We start from the raw sequence: 19,416 nt of genomic DNA on the forward strand, positions 1-19,416 counted from the left end.
TCCCGAAACGCACAATCACATTGAATCGGCCCAACAGGTTTCGATCAAATCCCGGCTGGGTACCATCTCACGCCACCTTGGGGCGATGGGTGCGTTCGTAGCCCTTGCGGTCGTAGAAACGGGTGGTCACGATGCCGAGTACGACGCCGATCAGTAGACCCACCAACGTCATCCAGACGGCATGCAGCAGCCCTGCCTCACCGCGTGCGCCGAAGAACAGGATCGATCGCGTACCCATGTAGATCTGGTGCATCGGCTCGAATTGCGCCAGCCAGGCATACAACCTGGGGCTGGCTTCGAGGGGGATGGTGCCACCGGAAGAGGGCAGCGCGAGAATGACGAACACGAACAGGTTGATCAACATGCCCAACGAGCCGAATGCGGCCATCACCGACATCGCCGTGATGCCGACTGCAGTGATGACCAGCGCGCCGTACTCCCACAATGCAAGCCCGTGAGTGACCGGCATTCCAAGGGCGCGACTGATCCACTGGAACAACGCGGAGACTATGCCGGACAACACGATCATGAACGCCCATTTGACGAGCAGCGTCCGAAACCTGTTGATACCCACAACGTCGTTCTGAACGAAGAGCGGACCGAATTCGGTAGGCGCATATCCGAGCATGCCGTCCACCAAGGAATTGACCACGGTCGCTCCGGTGAATCCCGCAAGGACCAACAGCAGCGCGAAATAGAATGCAACCAAACCGAATCCGGTGCCGTCGGGAAGCGGATCGTGGGCCACCGTGAGTACGTTCACCGGATTTTCGAGCAGCAGGCGGCTCGCTCCTGAGATCTGGGTTCCGGTGCCTCCCGCTTCCAACTGCTGGGTGACCAGGGTGGTGAGTTGCTCGCCCATGTTCTTGTTGACCGAGGCGAGGGCTGTAGTTCCGATCGACTGGACCAGAGATGCGGATACGGAACCTGCACGTGGATTGGTGTAGATCGTGATGATCGGTTGCTCTACGTCACCGGCGACGACGCTGGCCTCCGCCAGGATGATCGTCCTCTTCGTGAAATCACTGGGAATCACGATCGCGCCGTACAGCGTGCCGGAGTTCAACCGAGATTGGGCTTCGGCGATACCGATCTGCTGCAGGTCGATCTTCTGGTGGTCGATTCCGTTTTCGAGGCCGGCGACGATGTCGTTTCCGAAATTCTTCCGGTCGGCGGGGTCGCCGCCGGGGAGGGTGTCGCCTTCGTCCTGGTTGACCAGGGCGATCGGGAACTGGTCCAGGTGTTTCTTGGGGTCGAGTATTCCGCCCATGTACAGCGCTGCCAGCGCCGACATCAAGAGGGTGACCACTATCAACGGCGTCAACCAGAATCGTGGTGTGTGCATGACGGTGCGGGCAGACGGCTCCGTGTTCTTGCTCATCGTCAGTCGACCGGCTTTCTTTCGCGCGGAGTTCCTCGGGCTGAGCGTAAACGCAAAGGTGCGCCGGGGCAGTCTTTCGATCTGCCCACGGCGCTGGAGACCTGCCCGGCCGGCGGTCGGTCAGCTTGCCGGCAGTCTCATCCGAAAAGGCTGAGAACGGATCGGTAGGGTATGGCCCGCGGCAACCCTGCCGAGACGATTTCGGAGAAACCGTTGACCAACGTGCTGATAGTTGTCCTGATACTCGTAGTGATCGCTGCCGTCGCGTTTGTGGTCCTGCGTGGACGCCAGGGCAAGCCGAATGCTCGCGTGGACCCGCTCGCCGACTATCCCGAGGTGTACGACCCCCACAAGATCGGGGTCGGCGACATCATCACGTACGCGGGTATCGACCACGTTGTTCGAGGGACCATCACGCTCGACGAAGAGGGATACATCTGGCGTGAGCACCTTCTCGACGGGTCGACCGGTCGTCGTTGGCTGACAGTGGAGGACGACGAGGGCGAACTGGAGATGACTCTCTGGATGCGTCGAGAAGGAACCAACCTGGTCCCGAACGGCGACGTCATTCTCGACGACAAGGTTCACCGCAAGATCGAAAGTGGAACGGCGAAGTTCACGGCCGAGGGTACGACGGGTACGGCCCCTTCCGGCTCGATGGAATACGCGGACTACGCGACCGCCGACAAGACCGGGCTGATCGCATTCGAGAAGTGGGCGCGCGGACAGTCGTGGGAGGTTTCCACGGGACGGGCGGTCACCCGCAGCGAACTCACCGTCATCCACTCGGGCCCACCGGAATGAGTCTGTATCGACTCGATGTGGAACCGACCGACGTGAATGCCTCGGCACTGGGGTTGGTGCTGGGAGCTCCCTCGCCGCCGACCCTCGCCGAGTTGGTGATCGAAACCTCCGATGCGACGTTGACACTCGGAGTGCTCGGGGCATCTCACGTGGTGACGGCCCGGGCGTCGGGAAAGGAACTGACCGAGCAGGTTTCGTGCGATGCTCTTGCCGCCGGCGGTGAACCCTTGCCGGCAGTGGAGTCCACGGGAAACTACCGGTTCGAGTCTTCGTCGCTGATCCTGGACCGAGTCGAATTCGATTCGGAAGCTGCATCGTTGAGAGAGTCCGCCGGCCAGGACGGTTGGATCTGCGGATCCTTTCCCGGCGACGACACAGCGTTGACCGCGTTGTGTGGCGTGCGAGACCGCCAGGGGTGGAGTTGGCAGAGTTGGCATTTGTACCCGGGGGAGGGGACAGGAGTGATCGTGAAGACGCGCAGTAGGTGGCGCCCGTGAGGGGGCGGACGTGGTTTGCTCCGGTGATGGTGGCAGCCGCAATTATGTTGTCGGCGTGCGGTGGTGGAGCCAAAGACTTCATCGCGGACAACTATTCCAAGACGTCCCAGGATGGCGACGTCGTGTTGTACTCGTCGAAAGATCCAGTGGGCACGACCGTCTCACGGATTGTCGACGCGGACGAACCAGCGGCGCGAAGTGCTGACGGCGGCAACGAATACCTGCGCTACGACGATGACATCGTCACTGTCAGTTCGGCTTCGGGCGGTGGCAGCACCATCAAGGTAGAGGACATCGACGGCACGTATCGCAGCGGCGGATACGCGTACCTGGGACCGGGCTTCAACCCGGGATCCCCGGCGGGTGGAAGTAGTGGCAGCGGCGGCTCGGGTAGTGCCAAATGACGGTAGTGCTCAATGAGAAGGAGAACGGCGTGACGAACATCTTTGCATCCACTTCCGTCGAGATCGGAACGGTGGATCCGGCATTGCTCGTCGGGGGCGTTCTCGGCACCCTCGCCTACTTCGTCGTCGGCGTAGCGGTTCTGGCGACGGGATTCCTGGTCCTCGACCTTATGACACCCGGAAATCTCCGCCACCAGGTTTACGTCGACAAGAACCCGAACGCTGCGATTCTGTTGGCTTCCAACCATCTTGCGCTGGCGATCATCGTGGTGACGGCAATCCTGACCAGTTCGGACGGCTTTGCCCAGGGACTCGCCGACTCCGCGGTGTACGGACTGTTCGCGATCGTGTTGCAAGCGATCGCGCTGCGTTTGATGAACGCATTCCTTCCCGGCAAGTTGGTTGCACTGGTGCAGGATCCGAAGATGTGCGGCGCCGCGTGGGCGGTGGGTGTGAGCTTGTTGTCCATCGGTTTGGTGAACGCCGCAGCGCTCACCTGATGGTTGCCGCTGATCGCGATCTGAAAGTTGCCGAGCGTTCGACGATGCTCGGCTCACGCGCACGCGTGCTTCTCCTTGCGGCTGTTGCCGCGTGCGCGGCGTGCGGCCTGATCTACGAGCTGGCCCTGTTGACGCTCAGCGTGAGTCTGACCGGCGGCGGCATCACCCAGACGTCGTTGATCGTCGCGGGATTTGTTGCGGCGCTGGGTATCGGAGCGCTGGCCGCCAAACCGCTGTTGGGGCATGCGGCCATCTCGTTTGTGACCGTCGAAATCCTGCTCGGGCTGATCGGCGGATTCAGTGCCGTCACGCTGTACGTGACCTTCACGTTCTTCGGTTCCAGCGCAGCAGTTCTGGTGGCTGCGACCGCGCTGATCGGTATCCTCGTGGGTGCCGAAGTGCCTCTGCTGATGACGCTGTTGCAGTCCGGTCGCAGCGACAACGACGCACAGAGCACCGGAAAGGTATTGGCCAACCTCAATGCAGCCGACTATCTCGGCGCGCTGATCGGCGGCCTCCTGTGGCCGTTCGTATTGTTGCCGTGGGCGGGCATGATTCGCGGTGCCGCACTCACCGGCATGATCAATCTCGTGGCTGCGGCAGTTGTCGCGCTGATACTTCTTCGGTGGCAGCTCAGCCTGCGTGCACGATTGATCGCCGTCGTCGCAATGCTGTTGGCGGCGAGCTTGATCGGGTGGCTGCTGATCGCGGCCTCGGACATCGAGACCACGTCGAGGCAGCGGCTCTACACCGATCCCGTGGTGGCCGCCGAGCGATCGGTGTACCAGGAAATCGTCGTCACCGAGCGGGGAAACGACGTGCGACTGTTCCTCGACGGAGACCTGCAGTTCTCCAGTGTCGACGAGCATCGGTATACCGAGTCGCTGGTGTATCCGGCCCTGGTCAACGACCCGCGGCGCGTGCTGATTCTGGGCGGAGGTGACGGCCTCGCTGCACGAGAAGTGCTGCGAATGAACAGCGTCGAGCAGATAGTTCAGGTGGAACTCGATCCGGCAGTCATCGAGTTGGCCAACACGCGTCTTCGTGATCTGAACGCGGGAGCACTCGAGGATCCACGGGTGGACGTCGTACTCGACGACGCGTTTCGGTGGTTGCGCGAGCGTCCGGATCCAGGCTTCGATGCGGTCATCGTCGACCTCCCGGATCCTGACACCCCCGCACTTGGCCGCTTGTATTCGATGGAGTTCTACGGACTTGCCGCTGCCGCGATGAATCCGGGCGGGCTGATGGTCGTCCAGTCCGGCAGTCCGTACTCGACACCGGATGCGTACTGGAGAACGGTGTCGACGGTATCGGCTGTCGGACTGAGCGTCTCGCCCTATCACGTTTTCGTGCCGAGCTTCGGTGACTGGGGATACGTGCTCGCGCAAAGAGGTTCCACGCCGCCCGAGCTTCGTCTGCCCGCTGATGTGCCGAACCTGCGGTTCCTCGACGAGCCCACCCTGGCGTCGGCCTCGGTGTTTCCTCGCGATCGCCCGAGGCGGGAGTTGGAGCCGTCAACACTCGACCGGCCGCGCATCGTCGACGATATGCGCAAGGGCTATGAACGCTGAACTCCCGACCGAGTAGCTTGAATCGAGACTCTCGGCCACGACGGAGGTACGGATGACTGTTCGGATCGAGGAGCACGCACCGGGAGTCCGGTTGCTCACGATGGACCGCCAGGAGAGGCGCAACGCGCTCGACGCGAAGACTTACCGCGAGCTCACGAACGCGATCCTGGAGTCTGACGACGATGACGCAGTGCGGGTTTCGGTGCTGACGGGCGCCGGTGGTGTCTTCACCAGCGGCAACGACATCGGAAGTTTCCAGGACACTGCCGGGAAAGACGGCGGCGAGGCCAAAGACCTGCTGATCGCACTCGTCACCGCACGCAAACCGATTGTCGCAGCGGTCGAAGGGTTTGCAGTCGGAATCGGCACCACGATGTTGTTGCACTGCGACTTGGCATTCGCGGGGCGAGGTACACGATTCCGATTGCCGTTCGTTCCGCTCGGGCTCTCGCCCGAGGGCGGATCGAGTTACCTGTTGCCGCAGATCGCGGGGCTCAAGCGGGCAACGGAACTACTGATGCTCGGAGAAATGTTCGGGGCGGAGGAGGCTGCCGAAGCCGGCCTGATCAATCGCGTTGTGGAGGCCGAGACCGCGCTCGACGTGGCATTGGAGCGCGCGGTGCGCATTGCAGACTCCCCGGCTGAATCGGTGACGCTGACGAAGATGCTCCTCCGCCGCCCACATCTCGATGTCCTGCTGGAAACCATCGACGTGGAGTCGGATCATTTCGCGAGACGGCGGCGATCCGACGAAGCGCAAGAAGCCTTCGCAGCTTTCATGAAGAAGAGGTGACCGAAATGAATGGTGCACAATCGCTTATCCAGAGCTTGGTCGACTCGGGTGTCGAGGTGTGCTTCGGCAATCCCGGAACGTCCGAGATGCATTTTGTTGCCGCACTCGATTCCGTTCCCCAGATGCGTGCGGTACTCGGCTTGTTCGAGGGCGCCGTCACCGGTGCCGCGGACGGGTACGCGCGTATCGCCGGAAAGCCTGCCGCGACGCTGCTTCACCTCGGCCCCGGAATGGCGAACGGACTGGCGAACCTTCACAACGCGCGCCGCGCCCACACCCCCATCGTGAACATCGTCGGGGACCACGCGACCTACCACCACGGTTTCGACGCTCCACTCGAATCGAATATCGACGCGCTGACCGAGTGGCTGGAGGGATGGAGTCGACGTTCCGACTCCACCGCGACCGTCGGTAGCGATGCGGCCGACGCCGTTGCCGCCTCCATGGATCCGCCCGGACGCATTGCCACACTTGTCCTCCCCGCCGACGTCTCGTGGAGCGAAGGTGGAGTTCTTGCGGGTCCTCGAGACATACCGGGGCGGGCGGAAGTAACTGCAGCACAGATCGACTCGGTGGTAGGCGCGCTCAATGCCGAGGGGCGCGCCACGCTACTGCTGGGCGGCGCAGCGTGTTCCGAAGCCGGACTGCGCGCCGCTTCCCGAATTGCAGTCGCGACCGGTGCACAGATTCTGGTCGAGACCTTTCCGGCCAGGCTTCAACGCGGTGCGGGACTACCGTCATTCGAGCGCTTGGGATACTTCGCCGAGCACGCCACCGAACAACTTCGCGGAACAACTCAGCTCGTCCTGGCCGGCGCGGTTTCGCCGGTCTCGTTCTTTGCGTATCCCGGAAAACCGAGCGATCTGGTCCCGGACGGCGCCGCGGTGACAACGCTGGCGAATGTCAGCGACGACGTTGTCGGCGCGTTGGAAGCAGTGGCGGAACTCGTGGCACCCGGAGTGGAACCCGTTCTGCAGGAGGCAAATCGGCCGTCGCTGCCGAGTGGGCCTCTCGACGTGCGAAATTGGGCCGACGTGATCGGGGCCCTGCTGCCGGACGACGCCATCATCTCCGACGAGGCGGCCACTTCCGGTTGGGCGATCCCGATTGCCCTTGCCGGAGCGCCGCGCCACGACGTGCTCACGCTCACCGGAGGTGCCATCGGCCAGGGCATTCCGGTGGCGACGGGAGCCGCTGTGGCAGCGCCGGAGCGGCCGGTGATCAATCTCGAAGCCGACGGAAGCGCGATGTACACCATCACGGCGTTGTGGACGCAGGCGCGAGAACAGTTGAACGTCACGACGATTCTGCTCAACAATCGCGCGTACGCCATTCTGCGTGGCGAACTGCAACGAGTCGGCGCAGAAGGTGGCGGCGTCGTCGCACAGTCGATGTTGGATCTGTCGTCTCCGAACATGGACTACGTCAAGATCTCCGAGGGGTTGGGAGTGCCCGCGTCGCGGGCGAACACAGCGGAGGAGTTGGCCGAACAGTTTGCCGCAGCGCTGGCGGAACCCGGCCCGCATCTCATCGAGGTCATGCTGCCTCCGCCGTCGTGATTTCGACCTCGAATCGATCGTCGATCGTGCATTCAACTGGAGGTTTTCGGTGCTAGCTGCGATCGGTCTGTCTCTTCCGATTGCCCTCGGCTTGCTTTTCGTCTCGATGCCCATGGCGGTGATCGTGCTCGTCATGATCACCGCTGGAGCACATCGAGGGGCGGCATCTTTTCTACTCGGGTGGGTCCTCGGAATCTCGGCAGTCGTTGCGGTGACGATCGTGATCGCGGACTATTCGTTTGCGGAGTCGGAGTCGTCGCAGACTTCGGTGTGGTCGAGCGTCGTACGAATCGTGTTGGGGCTCGTTCTGTTCGGATTGGCGTACAAGCAGTGGCGAGCGCGTCCGAGGGACGGAAGTGATCCGACAGTTCCGAAGTGGATGAAGAGCATCGACGGGTTGACTCCGCGGAAGGCGTTCGGGTTGGCGTTCTTGTCCGCGGCGGTCAATCCCAAAAATGCAGCGCTGGCGGTATCCGGTGCGGCCACTATCGCGGTCGCCACGAATGTTGTTGCCCAACAGATTGTTGCCGCGGTGATCTTCACGGTCATCGCGAGCGTCGGCATCGCGTCGCCGATCCTGGTCAAGGTGTTCTCCGGCAAGCGAGCCGACGAGATCCTCGCATCAGCGAAGTCATGGATGACCGCGAACAACGCAGTGATGATGACGGTCATCCTGGCAATCCTCGGTGCGACCGTGCTGGGCGAGGGGCTCAGTGGACTGCAATAAGTCGCCTACCATTGGCGGGTGACTGATTTCGACGACGAAACCGCTGGTTCCGACGCTGCTGGTTCCATTGCCTCCGCTGCTTTGGCTGTTCTGCGCGAGCAAGGCCCGCTGAGTCTCGAAGAGTGGGCGACCCATCTCGAGGAGTACGGAACTGCGACCGAGTTGGCCGACGTGCTCGAGTATCTGTCCGAACCGATGCTCGGGTACCTGCCCAACGGAAAGTACGTCGCCCTCGACACGGTCCTCGAAGGGCTCGTGTTCAGTCACCGGCTAAGTGAGCTCGAGATTGCGTCCGACATCCTCGACGCGAGCCCCGACCTGGAGCCGATCTTGGCATTCGGCGACGGCGACGGCGACGGCGAGGACGGGGCGATCCGGGTGGCCCTGGCGGAAGAAGCGGCCGTGGAACGTGGAGCTGCTCCCTTCCGGAGTCGACGAGTTGTGGTTCTTCCAGCCGGAACCCTCGGCGAGTGCGCCGACGGTGATCTCATCGGCCTGGCAGTCGAAGACGGAAGACTTGCGTTTCGTCTGGTCGAGATCGAGGACGAACCCGATCTTGCTCCGGCGCTCGGCGAACTCTTCGAGGAGGACGGAGTCGAGGCCCTGGATTCGGTGTGCTGGCAACTCCTGCTCGAGGATCCGTCTCTCTTCACGGTTCCTGTTGCGCCGCTGGGTGAGATCTTCGAGGCGGCAGGTTACGAGCACGAGCGTGAACTACTGGCTCGGCGGGGATTCGACTTCGATGCCTACGACCTGCAGATTCGGACAGCTTTGGTCGCCAGTACCTACGACCTGACCCACGACGAGGCCGTCGCTGCTGTTGCATTTGTCGATCTGGCGGACCGCGGATACACCGATGCCGTCATCGCCGACTTCGACATCGTGGACTGGGCTCGCCGTCACGTCAGCGCCGCCCCGGACTTCTTTGTCTCACTGGCAGATCCGGGTGCTGCAGTGGCCGTGTTCGATCTCGGATTTCGGAATCAGGACCCGGTGACCGACGCAATCCTCGAAGCGCTTGCGTCCGAACTGGCCGAGCGAGGGCCACGGTCGGTCAGGGCGGCGGCTCATTGGCTCGCCGGTAAGGCCGTCGATCGGCTGGGGCGCGTCCTCGAAGCGGAGGCGCACTACGAGAAAGCGCTCCTTGCCGAATCCGGTTGGGGTCCGGCCTTGTTCGAGCTGGCTCAGTTCGCGTCGGACCGCGGCGACGCGACCCGGGCGCTGTCACTACTCGGGCGGATCGACGGCGGAAGTGAAGAGAATCTCTACGCCGTACTGCAGGACTTCGTCCCAGTCGATCACCCGGAACTCGGGCGAAACGACAAGTGTTGGTGCGGTTCCGGCCGCAAGTACAAGGTCTGCCACCTCGGAAAGGCCGATGAATCGGTCAAGGCAGATGGTCGCTGGTTGTACAAGAAGGCGTGCCTGTTTGCGTTTGCCTCCGAATTCGTCGACGTCGTGACCGGGCTCGACGATCTCGAAAACGCGAATCTCTCCGAGGACGAACTGATCGCCGCCACGATCTTCGACGGCTCGGCACTGGACGTGGCTCTGTTCGAGGGTGGGATCTTTGCCGACTTCCTGGCCAGACGCAGCGAACTACTTCCCGAGGCGGAAGTAGTGACAGCCGCACAGTGGCTCGGGGTCCGGAGGTCGGTGTACGAGGTGATCGAAACTTCCGACACCGGCGTCGTGCTGCTCGATCGTGTGTCCGAGGAAACCGTCACCGTTGGTCACCCGGTCGAAGGAAAGCCCGGCGACCTGATCAGTGCCAGGCTCCTGACGGCCCCCACTGGTGCGCTTGCGGTGGGCGTAGTCGTCATGTCCTCGGAATCGCAGGCTGCGAGGGTACTCGAGGTTCTCGCTTCCGAGGAACTCGACGCCGAAGAACTGGTCCGCGAGTCGCGTGGAGGCGCCGATCACTCGACCGATGACCGGTGACGATGTATCGAGTCGACCCCGTTAAAGTTGGATAGGTGAACGAACCGATGGATGCCAATGACTTGATCGCCGAAGCCGCGATGGAGTTGTTGCGTGAGCACGGCCCGCAGACAGCGGCGGACTGGGGCACCCTGTTGGCCGATGCCGGCCACGGTACAGCCGACGACATGGCCGAATTCGTCGAGTACGTCGAGGACCCACTGCTCGGCTACTTGAGTGAGGAGCGGTACGCCGCACTCGACACGTTGTTCGAGCATCGAGTGCTGACCCATCGGCTCACCGAAGCCGAAATAAAGTCCGGCGTTCTCGACGCGAACCCTGATCTGATGATGCTGCGGGTGTTCCTCGATCGTGACGACGACGAGATTCATGGCATCAGCGTCGTGCACCGCGGGATCGACGACGACCTGTTGGCTGATCGTGGGATCGAAGATCCGGAGTTCCCGCACGACGAGGGTTTTCTCCTCGACACCGATACTCTCGCCGAATGTTCTGCGGGCGATTTGATCGGACTGTTCGTCGCTGACCGTGAGCTGACGCTCTGCACCATCCCCGAGGTACTGGATCCCGCACCCGGATTCGGCGAGAGCCTGGGGACGGTCCTCGCAGACATCGGTGCTGACACCCTCGATGCCATTGTCTGGCAATTGATGCTCGACGAGCCGTCGCTGTTCCGTCAGCCCACCGCACCGCTGGGCGAAATGCTCGAGGCGGCAGGTTACGTCCGCGACGGTGATTACGTTGCGGTCGACGGATTCGATTTCGAGGCATACCACCTGGCGAACCGAGCCCGCATGCTCGAGGTTCGGGAGAACCTGCACCCGGAAGAAGCCGCCTCGGTGATTGCCTTCGTCGATGTGGTCATGGCCGCGAAAGCCGAAGCCGTCGAGGATGTCTCGGACTGGGCGCGCAAGCAGATCAAGGAGGATCCGCAGACCTTCGCCGGCATCGCCGAGCCGCCCGCGGCTGCGGCAGCGTTGGAGCTGTTGTCCGAACTCGACGATCATGATTCCGTATTGCATTCTGTTGCAACTGCTCTCGCCGAGAAAGGGTCGCGTCGTGTCAAGCCGGCAGCGCATTGGCTGGCAGGCAAGGCTTCGGATCGTCTCGGCAAGATCCTTGTCGCTGAGGCGTCGTACGAAACGGCGCACGATCTCGATCCCGACTGGACTCCCGCGATCTTCGATCTGGCACTACTGGCGGCCGATCGCAGCGACGTGACCCGCGCGCTGGCACTTCTCGGTCGGATCGAGGGTGGCGAGTCCGAGGTTCTGCACGAGGTTCTTCAGCGCTATGCCCCGGCCGAGCACCCCGAACTCGGCCGAAATGACAAGTGCTGGTGCGGTTCCGGTCGCAAGTTCAAGGTCTGCCATCTGGGCAAGTCCGAGGTGACGTTCGATGATCGGGCCAACTGGCTCTACGTCAAGGCTCAGTTGTTCTCGCGCACACCGGAGTACTTCGACGCCGTGTTCGATCTTGCGCTCATCCGTGCCGAGCAGTTCAACAGCGAAGAAGCACTGACGTTGGCCGTCGAAGGCGGATTGGCCGTCGACGCTGCCTTGTTCGATGCCGGTATTTTCGCGGCATTTGTCGAGCGGCGCGGAGGACTGCTTCCTGCCGACGAACGCGAACTGGCCGATCAGTGGTTGTCGATTCCGCGCTCGGTCTACAAGGTTGCCTCGACGGAACCGGGGCAGTCGGTCACTCTCAGTGACGTCCGCAACGGGCATCTGGTGAAGGTCACGGACGAGTGGGGCTCAGTCAATCTCGAGCCGGGCACGCTCGTCTGTGCACGCGTTCTCCCCGCCGGCTCCACGATGCGCACCTTCGGTGGCATCGAACCGCTTGCAGCAGAGGACAAGAAGGAACTGATCCAACTGATCGAGTCGGTGGATACCGAACCGGGTCAGCTGGTGGAGTTCCTCAGCCGCGGCCTTGCCGGTGCGCCTTTCCGGTAGCGTGCACTACCAAAAAGGCGCACGGGGCCGGAGGCCTCAGGGCGTGACCTGAGCCAACATCATCTGCTCGAAACCCTCACCGTACGGCGGGAGCATTCCCCATTCACCGCGCGGGTCATGCTGCGCTGCTTCGAATACCGTTCGGGCGTGACTGAACTCGAGGAAACCCTCGCGGCCGTGGTAGTGCCCGATACCCGAAGCTCCGACGCCGCCGAAGGGTGCGTCGCTCAGGCCCGGGTGTGACATCGCGTCGTTGATGGTGACGCCGCCCGAGACGGTGCGTTCGAGTACGGATTCCTTCTCGTCCAGGTCGGTTCCGAAGTAATACAGCGCCAACGGTTTCGGCCGTGAGTTGATGTCGGCGACGACGCTGTCGAGTTGGTCGTACGGCAGGATCACGACGGCCGGTCCGAAGATCTCCTCCTTCATGATCTGCGCGTCGGTCGGAGGGTCGACCACGATTCGCAGTGGGCGGCGACGAGTGTCTGCGGAGAGTTCTTCGTCGGGAACGGTGATGATTCGTGCCCCCCGCTCTTCCGCGTCCGCGATGTACCCCTCGATGCGTGCGAGGTGACGATCGCTGACTATCGAGACCATGTCTTTGTTGTCGGCGATCGTGGGGAACAGTCCGGTGAACTGATCGGTGAACGCGTCGATGAACGCTTCTGTGTTCTCGCGCGGGACGTAGATCAGGTCGGGAGAGACGCAGAGTTGGCCGGCATTGGTCGACTTCGCGATGGCCAAACGTGATGCAGCAGAGCTGATATCGGCACTGCGGCTCAAGACGCTCGGTGACTTGCCGCCGAGTTCGAGGGTGACCGGCACCAGGTTCTTCGCAGCATTGGCCATGACCAGCTTTCCGACGGTTGTGCTGCCGGTGAAGACGAGGTGGTCGAAAGGCAGCGACGTCAGCAGATCAGCGACCTCCGGTCCACCTGTCACCACCGCGACCTCCACGGGGTCGAGCGTTCGACGCGCCGCCTCGGCCAGGACCGCCGCAGTGTTCGGCACGATCTCCGACGGTTTGAGAACGGCGCGATTTCCCGCTCCGAGGGCGCAGGCGAGCGGGCTCAGGAGAGTGAAAAGGGGAGCATTCCAGGTTCCGATGATGCCGATCGAACCCTTCGGCTGGTACGACACGTACGCCGTGGCACCCAGCTGATCCTGCATCGCCCCGGTGGCTCTCGGTGAGCGAATCATCCACTCTTCGAGCGAATCACGAACGTGCTTGAGTGAAACCATGGATCCCAGAACGTCATTCATCACCGAGTAGGCCGGGATTCGGCCGCCGAAGTCTTCGTTGATCGCTTCGGTCAGATCCTTGTGGTTTGCCACCAGAAGATCGACGACGCGTTGGATGCGCTCGCGTCGTGTCTGCGCGGACGGAAGACCAGCGGCGCGAGTTGCTTCCTGCTGGGCCCGCAGAATCTCTTCGAGATCGGTGGTGACGGCGGCATCGGTGCTCATGGGCACTCCTCGTAGTGGCGAAGTATTGACCGGACCGTATCGACGCGGCGCGAACAGATGCCCCTTTCGTCTCGTTGACCGGGACGGATTCGATTGGTAGAGAGAACACATGTCGCAGACACAGGTAGAAAACACTGCAGTGAAGATTTCCGTCGAGGAGTCGGTGGGACTCGGATTCCTGACGCTCGATCGGCCGGCGCGGCGCAATCCGCTCTCGGCGGAGACCATGCGCGAGGTGACGGCTGCCCTTCTCGAATTGTCTGCAGACGAGCGCGTGCGGGTCGTGATCGTGCGCGCCGAAGGCCCGGTGTTCTCCGCCGGCCACGATCTGACGGAGATGATCGGGAGAACCCTCGAAGACGAGCGGGCGATCTTCGACGGCTGTACCGAGATGATGGAGACCGTACAGCGGATTCCGCAGCCGGTGATTGCCGCAGTACAGGGCCCGGCTATCGCGGCGGGCTGCCAACTGGCCGCGTCGTGTGATCTGGTTGTTGCTGCGTCGAACGCTGTCTTCGGTACTCCCGGCGTCAAGATCGGACTGTTCTGCTCGACGCCCATGGTGGCCCTGAGCAGGGCAGTAGGGCGCAAGCGCTCGATGCAGATGTTGCTCACCGGGCAGACGATCGACGCCGACACCGCTGCGGACTGGGGTCTGGTGAACTTCGTCGTCGCGCCCGAAGACCTGGACCGAGAGGTGCGCGAACTGGCCGGCAAGATCACGACGGCCAGCCCCCTGACGGTGAAGATCGGTAAGCAAGCGTTTTATCACCAGATCGATCTGCCGCAAGCCCAGGCGTACGAGGCGATGGCGGAAACGATGGCAACCAATGCCGTGACCTGCGACGCTCAAGAAGGTATGCAAGCTTTTGTGGACAAGCGAAAGCCTGAATGGCGCAATAAGTAACGATCGCTCTTCCGGATTAGTTGGACGTCCTATAACCTGAGCGAATGAGCCTGGATCCACGCACCAACACCGTCGACGGAGTGCTTCGGCGCTCGGCAGCCAAGTACCCCGACCGCGTAGCCGTCGTCTTCGAAGATCGCACTCGCACCTACCGCGAACTCGACGACGCGGTGACGCGGGTCGCGGCCCACTTGCTCGGTCTGGGCCTCGAACACGGCGACCGCGTCGCGGCATACGGAACCAACTCCGACGCCTATGCAATCGGATTCCTTGCCTGTGCGCGAGCAGGTTTGGTGCATGTTCCGGTCAATTACGCACTCAAGGGGGAGGAACTCCGGTACCTCGTGGCGCAGTCAGGCGCCCGCGCGGTGTTGGTGGATCCGGCATTGGCGTCGACGCTCGACTCGGTTCGCTCCGACCTCGATCTCGACCACGTGATCGCACTGCGGGACGCGGAACTGTCGGTGGTCACGATCAGCGAGGCCGGCGAGGTGCCTGTTTTCGAACCGCGTGCGACGTCGACGGATCTGGCGCAACTGCTGTACACCTCGGGCACAACCTCGAAGCCCAAGGGCGCCATGATGTCTCATAGCGCACTGGTTCACGAGTACGTGTCCTCGGTGATCGCGCTCGGGCTCGACAAGAACGACAACCCGCTGATCTGCATGCCGATGTACCACTCCGCGGGCATGCACGTCTTCATGCTGCCGTACCTGTCCGTCGGTGCGACGGTCAGTCTGATGCAGGCGCCGGACATCCCGGAGATCCTGCGCCGCGTCGAAGCAGAAAAGATCGGATCGCTGTTCCTGGCCCCGACCGTGTGGGTACCGTTGGCCAACCATCCGGACCTCGAGACCCGCGATCTGTCTTCGCTCAAGAAGGCGCAGTACGGCGCCTCGATCATGCCGGTCACGGTGCTCAATCGTCTGCGTGAGCGTTACCCGGACATCGGCTTCTACAACTGCTTCGGCCAGTCCGAAATCGGTCCGCTGGCAACAGTTCTCCAGCCCGGCGAGCATGCTGATCGTCCGTCTTCTTGCGGGCGAGCGGTGTTCTTCGTCGAAACCCGTGTCGTCGACGCCGACGGAAACGACGTTGCCGACGGTGAGTCCGGTGAGGTTCTCTACCGCTCACCGCAGCTGTGCAACGGCTACTGGGAAAATCCGGAAGCCACCGCCGACGCCTTCCGCGACGGCTGGTTCCATTCGGGCGATCTTGTCGTGCGGGACGAAGAAGGGTTCATCACGGTCGTCGACCGAATCAAGGACGTCATCAACACCGGCGGCATCTTGGTGGCGTCGCGCGAGGTCGAAGATGCGGTCTACACACACCCGGCTGTGGCAGAAGTTGCCGTGATCGGTACGCCCGACGAGAAGTGGATCGAGGCCGTCACCGCGATCGTCGTGCTCAAGGACGGCAACGACGAGTTGACGCCTGAGGCGTTGATTGCCCACGTCAAGGAGCGAATTGCCCCGTTCAAGGTCCCCAAGCACGTGCGTTTCGTGGCCGAACTCCCGCGAAATCAGAGCGGAAAGCTGCTCAAGCGGGAACTGCGCACCGTCTGACACCTGCTATAGGTTCTGCCTTACCTTCGGTTCGTTTTCAGGTCTTTGACTCCGATTGCCTCACGGTATTGACTTCGGAGGACGGCATGGACTTCGGAAACAGCAAGGTGAGTGGTGGGAATGCAGGTCGATGCAGATGACTTCGCAGATATCTTGGCGACTGCGCGGGAGTTCATCCGTAAGGAAGTAGTTCCGCGTGAGCAGGAGATTGCCGACACCGACGCCATTCCTGAGGACATACGCAAGAAGGCCGCAGCCATCGGGCTGTTCGGCTACGYGATTCCTCAGGAATGGGGTGGGCTCGGACTCGACCTCACCCAAGACGTCGAACTGGCAATGGAATTCGGCTACACGTCCCTGGCGCTGCGTTCGATGTTCGGTACCAACAACGGAATTGCCGGGCAGGTGCTGGTCGGCTTCGGTACCGACGAGCAGAAGGCTCAGTGGCTCGAGCGCATCGCCTCCGGCGACGTCGTGGCTTCCTTTGCTCTCACCGAACCCGGCGCGGGCTCAAACCCGGCCGGCCTCCGGACCAAGGCCGTTCTGGACGGATCCGAATGGGTGATCGACGGCAACAAGCGGTTCATCACCAATGCTCCACTGGCACAGCTGTTCGTGGTGTTCGCGCGCACTCGCCCGGCGGATTCCGATGGTCCGGGAATTGCAGTCTTCCTGGTTCCGGCTGACGCGCCAGGAGTCACAGTTGGTCCCAAGGACAAGAAGATGGGTCAGGAAGGTGCTTGGACCTCCGAGGTCACCTTCGACAACGTCCGGGTTCCCGAGTCGGCCCTCGTCGGTGGCGACCAGGACACCGGATACCGCGCAGCGATGACGTCTCTCGCGCGCGGACGAGTCCATATCGCGGCGCTCTCGGTGGGAGCAGCACAGCGAGCGCTCGACGAATCTGTCGCGTTCTCCGTGGTCACGGAACAGGGCGGCACCGCTATCGGTGACTTCCAGCTGGTTCAAGCGATGCTGGCTGACCAGCAGGCCGGTGTCATGGCCGGGCGTGCGATGGTGCGTGAGGTGGCTGCGCGGTACGTCAGCGGTGAGGATCGACGTCTCGGCCCCTCGGCGGCAAAGCTTTTCTGCACCGAGATGGTGGGCAAGGTCGCGGATCTCGCCGTGCAGATCCACGGTGGCAACGGGTACATGCGCGGTGTGCCGGTCGAACGCATCTACCGTGAAGTTCGCCTGTTGCGCCTGTACGAGGGAACCAGCGAGATCCAGCGACTGATTCTCGGCGGTGGGCTCGTGGCGCAAGCGAAAAAGCAAAACCAGCGCTGACACCTTTACCTGACGAGCTTTAACCTCACGAACGGAGTGGACATGGGATTGTTGGACGGCAAGGTTGCGGTAGTGACCGGCGGAGCGCAGGGCATCGGGCTCGAAATTGCGCGCACCTTCATCAAGGAAGGCGCGACCGTCGTTCTCGGCGACATCAACGAAACCGTCGGAACGGTTGCGGTCGCCGAACTCGGTGGAGAGTCGGTCGCCCGTTTCGCTTCCTGCGACGTGCGTGATTCCGGACAGGTCGAGGCCATGCTCGATCTGGCCGAAAGTGCTTTCGGCCCAGTCGATGTCATGGTCAACAACGCCGGCATGACGCGCGACGCCACGATGCGGAAGATGACCGAGCAGGACTTCGACGACGTGATCGCCGTTCACCTCAAGGGTGCCTGGAACGGAACACGCGCTGCCGCCGCCCGCATGCGCGAGCGTGAGACGGGCGCAATCGTGAACATCTCGTCGATCTCCGGCAAGGTGGGCATGCTCGGGCAGACCAACTACTCGGCCGCCAAGGCCGGCATCGTCGGTCTGACGAAGGCCGCGGCAAAGGAGGTCGCGTTCAAGAACGTTCGCGTCAACGCCGTTCAGCCCGGACTTGTCCGCACGGCGATGACCGAGGCAATGCCCGAACGGATCTGGAACGAGAAGCTTGCCGAGATCCCGATGGGGCGTGCGGCCGAGCCCTCGGAGGTTGCTTCGGTTGTACTGTTCCTCGCGAGCGACCTCTCGAGCTACATGACGGGCACGGTTCTCGAGATCACCGGCGGCCGCCACATCTGACCCGTCCTGTTCGAGTGCAAGAATTCAGAGTGTAAAACTTCTGGGTGTAAAACTTCTGGGGTGACTACTGACATGGGACAGCCGAACTCGGATCTTCCGCTCGACGGAATCACCGTGGTTGCACTCGAACAGGCGGTGGCGGCACCGCTCGCCACCAGGCATCTCGCGGACATGGGTGCGCGGGTGATCAAGATAGAACGCGTCGGCGAGGGCGATTTTGCGCGTCACTACGACCGGGCGGTTCATGGTCAGGCGTCACACTTCGTGTGGCTCAACCGTTCCAAGGAATCGATCGCTGTCGACGTGAAGTCGGAATCCGGCCGGCAAATCGTTCTCGATCTTGTCGCGCGAGCCGATGTGTTCCTACAGAATCTGGCACCTGACGCAGCTGCGCGACTGGGGTTCGGCGCGGAGGAACTGCGCGAGAAGTTCCCACAGCTCATCGTGATCGATATGTCCGGATACGGCAGTGCCGGCCCACGGCGTGAGCGCAAGGCGTACGACATGCTGGTCCAAGCCGAGACCGGAATGATCTCCGTGACAGGCACACCGGAGACGGCCACCAAGACGGGTATCCCGGTCTCGGACATCGCCGCTGGAATGTACGCGCTGACTTCGATTCTGAGCGCCCTGTTCCGTAGAGAGCGAACGGGTAAGGGAGCGCTCGTCGAGGTCTCGATGTTCGATTCCACCGTCGAGTGGCTCGGGCATCCGATGTACATGAAAATGTATGCAGGAAAGCAGATTCCGCGGGTCGGGCTCGGCCATGCGGCGATCGTTCCCTACGATTCGTATCCCACGGCCGACGGCGAGATCCTGATCGGCGTCCAGAACGATCGTGGATGGCGTGCACTGATGGTGGACGTGTTCGAGCGAGAGGATCTGGTCGACCATCCGCGCTTTTCCACCAACATCGTGCGCGTCGAAAATCGCGGCGAGGTAGACGAATTGGTGGGTTCCCTGACTCGTCTGTATTTGACGGCAGATCTGGATCAACGCCTTGCCGCCGCCGGTGTCCCGGCCGCTGCACTCAACGACATGGCAGGTCTACTGGAACATCCGCAGTTGGAGAAGCGTGCCAGGTGGAGGTCCGTGGGCACCGAAAACGGACCGATCGATGCCGTGCTGCCTCCGATGACGTACTCGGACGTCGAAATGCGCATGGGTGACGTTCCGGCCCTCGGCCAGCAGACGGATTCTCTACTGGCCGAGTTGGGGCGTACGGGCGACCAGATCGCGGACCTTCGCCGCGACGGATCGATCGGTTGA

17 protein-coding genes are annotated in these 19,416 nt (G+C 62.4%); 15 read left to right on the forward strand and 2 right to left on the reverse strand.

Features of this window, described 5'->3' with window-relative positions; translation table 11 throughout:
• Positions 1 to 67: 67 nt before the first annotated feature.
• Complete coding sequence (locus AC1DWA_RS17730) at positions 68 to 1,381, reverse strand: YhgE/Pip domain-containing protein (RefSeq protein ID WP_021345628.1); 1,314 nt, start codon at positions 1,379 to 1,381, stop codon at positions 68 to 70.
• A 171-nt stretch (positions 1,382 to 1,552) separates the two neighbouring features.
• Here AC1DWA_RS17730 and AC1DWA_RS17735 point away from each other — a divergent pair, with 171 nt between their 5' ends.
• Genes AC1DWA_RS17735 through AC1DWA_RS17780 form a run of 10 tightly spaced genes read left to right on the forward strand, consistent with a single transcriptional unit; the run spans position 1,553 to position 12,138 of the window.
• Positions 1,553 to 2,185, forward strand: a complete 633-nt coding sequence (locus AC1DWA_RS17735) for a DUF4178 domain-containing protein (RefSeq protein ID WP_019745427.1) — start codon at positions 1,553 to 1,555, stop codon at positions 2,183 to 2,185.
• The gene (locus AC1DWA_RS17740; protein ID WP_019745426.1) at positions 2,182 to 2,682 is read left to right on the forward strand and encodes a DUF2617 family protein; all 501 of its coding nucleotides are present in this window, start codon (positions 2,182 to 2,184) and stop codon (positions 2,680 to 2,682) included. Before AC1DWA_RS17735 ends, AC1DWA_RS17740 begins: the two co-directional genes overlap by 4 nt.
• A 26-nt stretch (positions 2,683 to 2,708) precedes the next feature.
• On the forward strand, positions 2,709 to 3,086 hold the full coding sequence (locus AC1DWA_RS17745; RefSeq protein ID WP_044480673.1) for a DUF4247 domain-containing protein: 378 nt from the start codon (positions 2,709 to 2,711) through the stop codon (positions 3,084 to 3,086).
• The gene (locus AC1DWA_RS17750) at positions 3,083 to 3,586 is read left to right on the forward strand and encodes a DUF350 domain-containing protein (RefSeq protein ID WP_019745424.1); all 504 of its coding nucleotides are present in this window, start codon (positions 3,083 to 3,085) and stop codon (positions 3,584 to 3,586) included. Before AC1DWA_RS17745 ends, AC1DWA_RS17750 begins: the two co-directional genes overlap by 4 nt.
• The gene (locus AC1DWA_RS17755; protein ID WP_141488346.1) at positions 3,586 to 5,160 is read left to right on the forward strand and encodes a polyamine aminopropyltransferase; all 1,575 of its coding nucleotides are present in this window, start codon (positions 3,586 to 3,588) and stop codon (positions 5,158 to 5,160) included. Before AC1DWA_RS17750 ends, AC1DWA_RS17755 begins: the two co-directional genes overlap by 1 nt.
• A 52-nt stretch (positions 5,161 to 5,212) precedes the next feature.
• A complete protein-coding gene (locus AC1DWA_RS17760) occupies positions 5,213 to 5,953 on the forward strand; it encodes an enoyl-CoA hydratase/isomerase family protein (protein WP_477846481.1) in 741 nt (246 codons plus the stop codon).
• Between the two features lie 5 nt (positions 5,954 to 5,958).
• A complete protein-coding gene (locus AC1DWA_RS17765) occupies positions 5,959 to 7,512 on the forward strand; it encodes an acetolactate synthase large subunit (protein ID WP_264613382.1) in 1,554 nt (517 codons plus the stop codon).
• A 49-nt stretch (positions 7,513 to 7,561) separates the two neighbouring features.
• Positions 7,562 to 8,239 (forward strand): GAP family protein, encoded by a 678-nt coding sequence (locus tag AC1DWA_RS17770; protein ID WP_019745421.1) that lies wholly within the window; start codon positions 7,562 to 7,564, stop codon positions 8,237 to 8,239.
• 18 nt (positions 8,240 to 8,257) lie between these two features.
• Positions 8,258 to 10,180 (forward strand): SEC-C domain-containing protein, encoded by a 1,923-nt coding sequence (locus AC1DWA_RS17775; protein ID WP_141488349.1) that lies wholly within the window; start codon positions 8,258 to 8,260, stop codon positions 10,178 to 10,180.
• Positions 10,181 to 10,215: 35 nt separating this feature from the next.
• Positions 10,216 to 12,138 carry an SEC-C domain-containing protein gene (locus AC1DWA_RS17780; RefSeq protein ID WP_416315814.1) on the forward strand — a complete coding sequence of 641 codons (1,923 nt, stop codon included), beginning with the start codon at positions 10,216 to 10,218 and terminating at the stop codon, positions 12,136 to 12,138.
• Between the two features lie 36 nt (positions 12,139 to 12,174).
• Here the strand turns inward: AC1DWA_RS17780 and AC1DWA_RS17785 are convergent, their stop codons facing one another.
• A complete protein-coding gene (locus tag AC1DWA_RS17785; RefSeq protein WP_019745418.1) occupies positions 12,175 to 13,605 on the reverse strand; it encodes a coniferyl aldehyde dehydrogenase in 1,431 nt (476 codons plus the stop codon).
• Between the two features lie 109 nt (positions 13,606 to 13,714).
• On the opposite strand from AC1DWA_RS17785, the gene AC1DWA_RS17790 reads away from it, so the two are divergent.
• The 5 genes from AC1DWA_RS17790 (at position 13,715) to AC1DWA_RS17810 (ending at position 19,416) form a co-directional block, all read left to right on the forward strand.
• Positions 13,715 to 14,512 (forward strand): enoyl-CoA hydratase, encoded by a 798-nt coding sequence (locus tag AC1DWA_RS17790; protein WP_019745417.1) that lies wholly within the window; start codon positions 13,715 to 13,717, stop codon positions 14,510 to 14,512.
• Between the two features lie 44 nt (positions 14,513 to 14,556).
• The gene (locus AC1DWA_RS17795) at positions 14,557 to 16,077 is read left to right on the forward strand and encodes an acyl-CoA synthetase (RefSeq protein ID WP_021345618.1); all 1,521 of its coding nucleotides are present in this window, start codon (positions 14,557 to 14,559) and stop codon (positions 16,075 to 16,077) included.
• A gap of 120 nt (positions 16,078 to 16,197) precedes the next feature.
• On the forward strand, positions 16,198 to 17,364 hold the full coding sequence (locus tag AC1DWA_RS17800) for an acyl-CoA dehydrogenase family protein (RefSeq protein ID WP_477916867.1): 1,167 nt from the start codon (positions 16,198 to 16,200) through the stop codon (positions 17,362 to 17,364).
• 42 nt (positions 17,365 to 17,406) lie between these two features.
• A complete protein-coding gene (gene fabG / locus AC1DWA_RS17805) occupies positions 17,407 to 18,147 on the forward strand; it encodes a 3-oxoacyl-ACP reductase FabG (RefSeq protein ID WP_477846484.1) in 741 nt (246 codons plus the stop codon).
• Between the two features lie 72 nt (positions 18,148 to 18,219).
• Positions 18,220 to 19,416, forward strand: a complete 1,197-nt coding sequence (locus AC1DWA_RS17810; protein ID WP_020970874.1) for a CaiB/BaiF CoA transferase family protein — start codon at positions 18,220 to 18,222, stop codon at positions 19,414 to 19,416.

The sequence above is a fragment of the Rhodococcus sp. P4_F3_2 genome, from assembly GCF_056401335.1.

Excerpts from the sequence above, each read along its gene's own strand:
- AC1DWA_RS17730 (WP_021345628.1), bottom strand. The coding sequence starts at position 1,381 with ATGAGCAAGAACACGGAGCCGTCTGCCCGCACCGTCATGCACACACCA.
- AC1DWA_RS17735 (WP_019745427.1), top strand. The coding sequence starts at position 1,553 with ATGGCCCGCGGCAACCCTGCCGAGACGATTTCGGAGAAACCGTTGACC.
- AC1DWA_RS17740 (WP_019745426.1), top strand. The coding sequence starts at position 2,182 with ATGAGTCTGTATCGACTCGATGTGGAACCGACCGACGTGAATGCCTCG.
- AC1DWA_RS17745 (WP_044480673.1), top strand. The coding sequence starts at position 2,709 with ATGGTGGCAGCCGCAATTATGTTGTCGGCGTGCGGTGGTGGAGCCAAA.
- AC1DWA_RS17750 (WP_019745424.1), top strand. The coding sequence starts at position 3,083 with ATGACGGTAGTGCTCAATGAGAAGGAGAACGGCGTGACGAACATCTTT.
- AC1DWA_RS17755 (WP_141488346.1), top strand. The coding sequence starts at position 3,586 with ATGGTTGCCGCTGATCGCGATCTGAAAGTTGCCGAGCGTTCGACGATG.
- AC1DWA_RS17760 (WP_477846481.1), top strand. The coding sequence starts at position 5,213 with ATGACTGTTCGGATCGAGGAGCACGCACCGGGAGTCCGGTTGCTCACG.
- AC1DWA_RS17765 (WP_264613382.1), top strand. The coding sequence starts at position 5,959 with ATGAATGGTGCACAATCGCTTATCCAGAGCTTGGTCGACTCGGGTGTC.
- AC1DWA_RS17785 (WP_019745418.1), bottom strand. The coding sequence starts at position 13,605 with ATGAGCACCGATGCCGCCGTCACCACCGATCTCGAAGAGATTCTGCGG.
- AC1DWA_RS17790 (WP_019745417.1), top strand. The coding sequence starts at position 13,715 with ATGTCGCAGACACAGGTAGAAAACACTGCAGTGAAGATTTCCGTCGAG.
- AC1DWA_RS17795 (WP_021345618.1), top strand. The coding sequence starts at position 14,557 with ATGAGCCTGGATCCACGCACCAACACCGTCGACGGAGTGCTTCGGCGC.
- fabG (WP_477846484.1), top strand. The coding sequence starts at position 17,407 with ATGGGATTGTTGGACGGCAAGGTTGCGGTAGTGACCGGCGGAGCGCAG.
- AC1DWA_RS17810 (WP_020970874.1), top strand. The coding sequence starts at position 18,220 with ATGGGACAGCCGAACTCGGATCTTCCGCTCGACGGAATCACCGTGGTT.